This is a genomic window from Rhodopseudomonas sp. BR0C11 (assembly GCF_010820945.1).
Taxonomy (GTDB): Bacteria; Pseudomonadota; Alphaproteobacteria; order Rhizobiales; family Xanthobacteraceae; genus Rhodopseudomonas; species Rhodopseudomonas palustris_H.
In genome coordinates, this window is record NZ_QTKI01000363.1 from 1 (window position 1) to 4995 (window position 4995).

The window sequence follows — 4995 nt, forward strand, 5'->3', positions numbered from 1 at the left end:
GCGCTGGGGCGGTACACTGGTCGGCGTCTACGTCAATGAAGAGGCGCAGCGCTACAATCTGCTCGACGCGATCTTCTCCTCGACCGACGACGGCATCGTCGCGCTGACCGCGATCCGCGGCCCCGATCGCCGGCCGTTCGATTTCCAGATTGTCCACGTCAACCAGGGCGCCTCGCAGCTGCTGCGGCACTCGGTGTCCGAACTGCGCTGGAGCCGGCTGTCGGTGGGGCATCATTTGCTGTGCCGCGCCGAGGTCGCCGATCGCCTGATCGAGCTGGTCGACTCCGACGCCAGCATCACCTTTGCGGTCGACAGCGGCGACCGCAATCTCAGCCTCAGCGCCACCGCGTTCGGCGACGTCGTTTCCGTCACCATCTCCGACGTCACCTCGCTGAAGAAGCGCGAGGAGTCGTTCCGTCTGTTGTTCGACGGCAATCCGATGCCGATGTGGGTGTTCGACGCCCAGACCTTCGAATTCCTCAGCGTCAACGACGCCGCGGTGGCGCATTACGGCTATCCGCGCGAGCGGTTTGTGCGGATGTCGCTGCGCGAGATCTGGCCGCGCGAAGAGTGGATCGCGCACGGCCAGACGCTGCTGGAGATGCGCGACAGCTATCAGTCCGAAGGCAATTGGCGACACGTCAAAGCCGACGGCTCCGAGATCCACGTGCTGACCTTCGGCCGCCGCGTGGTGTTCGACGGCCGTGACGGCTTCCTGGTCGCGGTGGTCGACATCACCGAGCGCCGCAAGGCCGAGGCCAAGATCGCCCACATGGCGCATCACGACGGACTGACCAATCTGCCGAACCGCGCGCTGTATCAGCAGCGGCTGGAGCAGGCGCTGGCGCAGGCCCGCGGCAGCGGCACCATGGTCGCGGTGATGTGCGTCGACCTCGATCTGTTCAAGAACGTCAACGACTCGTTCGGCCATCCGATGGGCGACCGGCTGCTGCAATGCGTCGCCGAACGGCTGCGGCAGCAGATCGGCGACGGCGATCTGGTGGCGCGGCTCGGCGGCGACGAATTTGCGATCGTGCTGACCTCGCTGGCGACCCCGAACGAGGCCAGCAGCTTCGCGGCGCGGCTGATCGAGATACTGAGCGCGCCCTACGACATGGACGGGCTCGAAGTGGTGATCGGTGCCTCGATCGGCCTCGCACTGGCGCCATCCGACGGCGACGAATGCGAGGCGCTGTCGCGCAATGCCGACATGGCGCTGTACCGCGCCAAGGCTGCGGGCGGCGGCTGCCACCATTTCTTCGAGAAGGAGATGGACCGCCAGGCGCAGATCCGCCGCGACATGGAGCTCGACCTGCGGCAGGCGTTCGCGCGCGGCGAATTCGAGCTGCACTATCAGCCGCTGATCGATCTTGCCGAAGACCGCATCGGCGGCTTCGAAACGCTGCTGCGCTGGCGCCATCCCGAGCGCGGCATGATCTCGCCGTCCGACTTCATCCCGGTCGCAGAGGACATCGGCCTGATTGTCGGCCTCGGCGAATGGGTGCTGCGGCAGGCGTGCCTCGAGGCTTCGTCCTGGCCGTCCGACGTCAAAGTCGCGGTCAATCTGTCGCCGGTGCAATTCCGCAGCCGCAACCTGGTGCAGGTGGTGATTTCGGCGCTGGCGCAGTCGAGCCTGGTACCGCACCGGCTCGAACTCGAAATCACCGAGTCGTTGTTTCTCGCCGACAGCGAGGCCAATCTCGCCACGCTGCATCAGCTCCGCAGCCTGGGCGTGCGGATCTCGATGGACGATTTCGGCACCGGCTACTCCTCGCTCAGCTATCTGCGCAGCTTCCCGTTCGACAAGATCAAGATCGACCGCTCGTTCGTGAAGGATCTGACGCAGCGACCAGACTGCCTTGCGATCGTGCGTGCGATCGCCGGGCTCGGCCGCAGCCTCGACATCACCACGCTGGCCGAAGGCGTCGAGAGCGTTGAACAGCTCGATGTGCTCCGCGCCGAGGGCTGCCACGAGGTGCAGGGCTTCCTGTTCAGCCCGGCGCGGCCGGCCTCGGAGATTTGCGGGCTGCTGATGCGGTTCGGGCGCCAGGCCTCACAGGCGGCGTGACGAGGCGCGACCAAGGTCCGGGGCGCTGAGTTCCCGACTCGCGTGCTAAGCTGTTTGCAGGACAACTAACTGCTTCGGTCCTGGAGCACGCGCGATGTGCATTGCCTGCAATCCCGGTTTTCAATTCGCCGTTCGCTCGCTGTCGCTGCCGTCGCGACGCAAGGTCCTGAAGGGCGCTGTCGCGCTGAGCGCGGGCGTGCCGTTCGTGGCTGAGGCGGTGGTATCCAAGTCGGCAAAGGCCGACGGTGGTATCAATGCGCGGCTGGCGAGCGGGCTCGGTAGTGATCAGGCGGCCGGCGCAGCGCAGCCGGTGACGATCTTCACGGCCAAGAAGTTCATCACGATGGAGCGCGGCGCGCCGGAAGCGACCGCGGTCGCCGTTGCCAGCAAGCGGATCGTCGCGGCCGGGTCGCTCGATCAGGTCAAGGCGGCGCTGGGTAGTCGGCCGTTCACCGTGGATGAGACCTTTGCGGGCAAGATCGTGATGCCGGGGCTGATTGATCAGCATCTGCATCCGGTGCTCGGCGCGCTGACGCTGGCGGTCGAGGTGATCGCGCCGGAGGATTGGGTACTGCCCGGCGGCACCCACAAGGCGGCCGGCAGCGCCGACGGCTGAAGGCGGCCGACGCCAAGCTTGATAAGCCCGACGCCTGGCTGCTGACATGGGGCTATCACGCGCTGTGGCACGGTAAGCTCGACCGCGCCGCGCTCGACGCCATCAATCCGACCCGGCCGATCGCGGTGTGGCATCGCTCCTGCCACGAATTCTATCTGAACACCCCGGCACTGGCGGCACTCGGCCTCACCGAGGCGATGACGCAGAACCAGGGCAGGGCGAGCACCCAGGCCAACTGGCGCGAGGGCCATTTCTGGGAAGACGGCCTGAATCTGATGATCACGCCGATGCTCAAGGTGCTGGCGACGCCGGAGCGGCTGGCCTTCGGGCTAAAGCAGATGGTGAGTTATCTGCACGCCAACGGCGTCACCGCCTATATGGAGCCGGGCGCGCTGTACACGCCGGACATGTGGAAGCTGTACGAGCAAATCCTCGGCGCGCCCGAGACGCCGATGTATTCGACCTTCATCGCCGACGGACGCGGCATCGTCGACCGGGTCGGGCTCGACGGTGCGCTCGATGCGGTGGAGGAGCAGATCGCGGTGGCGCCGGAGGCACCGGGCCGCAAGCTGATGTTCTTCCCCGGCCAGATCAAGCTGTTCGCCGACGGCGCCATCATCTCCCAGCTGATGCAGATGAAAGACGGCTATCTCGACGGCCACCAGGGCGAATGGATCATTCCGCCGGACGAGCTGGAGCGCCGCGCCCGGCTGTTCTGGAATGCCGGCTACCAAATCCACACCCACGTCAACGGCGATTTGGGGCTGGAGAAGCTGCTCGACATTCTGGAGAAGCTGAACGCCGAGCATCCGCGCACCGATCATCGCAGCGTGATCGTGCATTTCGCCAACTCGACCGAAGATCAGGTCGCACGGATCAAGCGGCTCGGTGCGCTGGTCAGCGCAAACCCGTACTACACGACCGGCTTTGCGGACAAATACAGCGCGGTGGGGTTGGGGCCGGAGCGGGCGGACGCGATGGTTCGGGCCAAGTCGGTGCTCGATCAGGGCGTGCCGCTCTCCTACCACTCCGACCTGCCGATGGCGCCGAGCGCGCCCTTGTATCTGGCGTGGTGCGGCGTCAACCGGCTGACGCCGTCCGGGCGTGTCGCCGGTCCCGAGCAGCGGGTGTCGGTCGATGCGGCGCTACGCGCGATCACGATCGAGGCGGCGTATTCCTGGCGCCACGAAGACCAGCTCGGCAGCATCGCGCCGGGCAAGATCGCCAATTTCACCGTGCTCGAGCAGGACCCGTACGCGGTGCCGCCGGAGCAGCTCAAGGACGTGCCGATCTGGGGCACGGTGTTCGAAGGCCGGGTATTTCCGGTCGTCCGCGCTTAGCGCGCAGGCGGCTGCGGCGCGCTCAGCGGACCGCAGCCGGGCATGCTTAGAACCGCGTCACGATCGCGTTCAGCTCCGGTCGCGGCCGGTCTTCGATGTCCTTGGACCGCGTGCCGATGTGGATGAAGCCGGCGAGCTTCTCGTCGCCGCGCAGGCCGAGGCCGCTCAGCACTTCGGGATCGAACGCGATCCAGCCGGTCAGCCAGTTGGCGCCGTAACCGAGCGCGGTCGCGGCCGAGACGATGTTCATGCAGCTCGCGCCGGCCGACAATTCCTGCTCCCACACCGGCACCTTGGGATGCGGCTTGGGTGACGACACCACCGCGATCACCAGCGGCGCTTCCGACAGCCGGCCCTTCTCGGCAGCGATCTGCTCGGCGGTCGCTTCGGGATGCTTGCGGGCGAACACCGCGCCGATCACTTCGCCGGCACGGGCGCGCGCGTCGCCTTCGAACACGATGAACCGCCACGGCGCGATCTTGCCGTGGTCCGGCACCCGCGCGCCGATCGTCAGGATGGTTTCCAACTCGTCCGGGGTCGGGCCGGGCCCGGTCATCTCGCGCGGCTTCACCGAGCGGCGGGTCTTGAAGAATTCGATAGGGTCGGAAATGGCTGTTCTCCATCAGGTCCAGCGCCGCCCGCAGGCGTGATCCGCAAGGCGCGCGCGTCGGCGGGCAATCTACCGCATGTCGGCACGAGGTTCGATCAGAACCGTACCAAATGCATCAGCCGCGGAATCGACCTTCGGCATAGGAAAAGCTTGCCGGCCTCGGCAATTGTCGCCGTCTTTCCGGCCCGCGCGTTTCACGATCGCATTGATCGGCAAGGCTTCTTTGTGGCGCGAAGTTTGCAATCCCACCACTCGGACGGATTTGGAGTGGGGGCACATCATGAATATCACCGACCGCCAAGGCCTCGGGCTGACGCCGTATATGCACGTGACCAAGGCGGATTCGGCCAAGTCCACCGAC

At 66.3% G+C, this 4995-nt stretch carries 4 protein-coding genes; 3 read left to right on the plus strand and 1 reads right to left on the minus strand.

The window, feature by feature from the left end; translation table 11 throughout:
* The 3 genes from DYI24_RS21100 to DYI24_RS21105 all read left to right on the plus strand — a co-directional run.
* Positions 1 to 2068, plus strand: a 2068-nt coding sequence (locus DYI24_RS21100) for a putative bifunctional diguanylate cyclase/phosphodiesterase (RefSeq protein WP_164573716.1), incomplete at its 5' end; no start/stop codon positions are given.
* A gap of 94 nt (positions 2069 to 2162) precedes the next feature.
* A complete protein-coding gene (locus DYI24_RS28385) occupies positions 2163 to 2684 on the plus strand; it encodes a hypothetical protein (protein ID WP_246701331.1) in 522 nt (173 codons plus the stop codon).
* The gene (locus DYI24_RS21105; RefSeq protein ID WP_246701332.1) at positions 2633 to 4024 is read left to right on the plus strand and encodes an amidohydrolase; all 1392 of its coding nucleotides are present in this window, start codon (positions 2633 to 2635) and stop codon (positions 4022 to 4024) included. The genes DYI24_RS28385 and DYI24_RS21105 overlap by 52 nt, the downstream gene beginning before the upstream one ends.
* Positions 4025 to 4070: 46 nt before the next feature.
* Here DYI24_RS21105 and DYI24_RS21110 read toward each other — a convergent pair whose 3' ends face one another.
* Positions 4071 to 4634 (minus strand): nitroreductase family protein, encoded by a 564-nt coding sequence (locus DYI24_RS21110; RefSeq protein ID WP_164573717.1) that lies wholly within the window; start codon positions 4632 to 4634, stop codon positions 4071 to 4073.
* Positions 4635 to 4995: the final 361 nt, after the last annotated feature.

Coding starts and splice junctions, on each gene's coding strand:
- DYI24_RS28385 (WP_246701331.1), top strand. CDS start 2,163: ATGTGCATTGCCTGCAATCCCGGTTTTCAATTCGCCGTTCGCTCGCTG.